The following is a 304-nucleotide window of genomic DNA, read 5'->3' on the forward strand; positions in this document are numbered from 1 at the left end:
CCCTACTGATCAACGCGGACCTGTTCGCCTGCGGGATCGAGAAGCCGGTGAAGATGATCGGATTCGGGCCGTTCGGCATTAGCCTGCCGGTCATCATGGGCGTGATCGCCGTCAAGATCTCGCCGACGCTTGCGAGGGCAGCCATGCCAGAGGTCGTGCTCAACGGCATCAAGGGCTCTGTGAGCGTCAGCGGTTTGTTCGGGCTGGCCGTGACGCCGTTCGAGAGGCACGTGTTGCGCATCTTCCCGCTGCTGGTCACCGGTCCTCTCATGACGCTGACCGGCTTCCTGCTTATGTCCGTCGG

1 pseudogene is annotated in these 304 nt (G+C 62.8%); it reads left to right on the forward strand.

What is annotated here, in order from left to right:
- Nucleotides 1-304 (forward strand): annotated as a pseudogene (locus MKL09_RS09275) (solute carrier family 23 protein); the annotation flags it as partial.

The organism is Methylobacterium sp. J-048 (assembly GCF_022829515.1).
Taxonomy (GTDB): Bacteria; Pseudomonadota; Alphaproteobacteria; order Rhizobiales; family Beijerinckiaceae; genus Methylobacterium.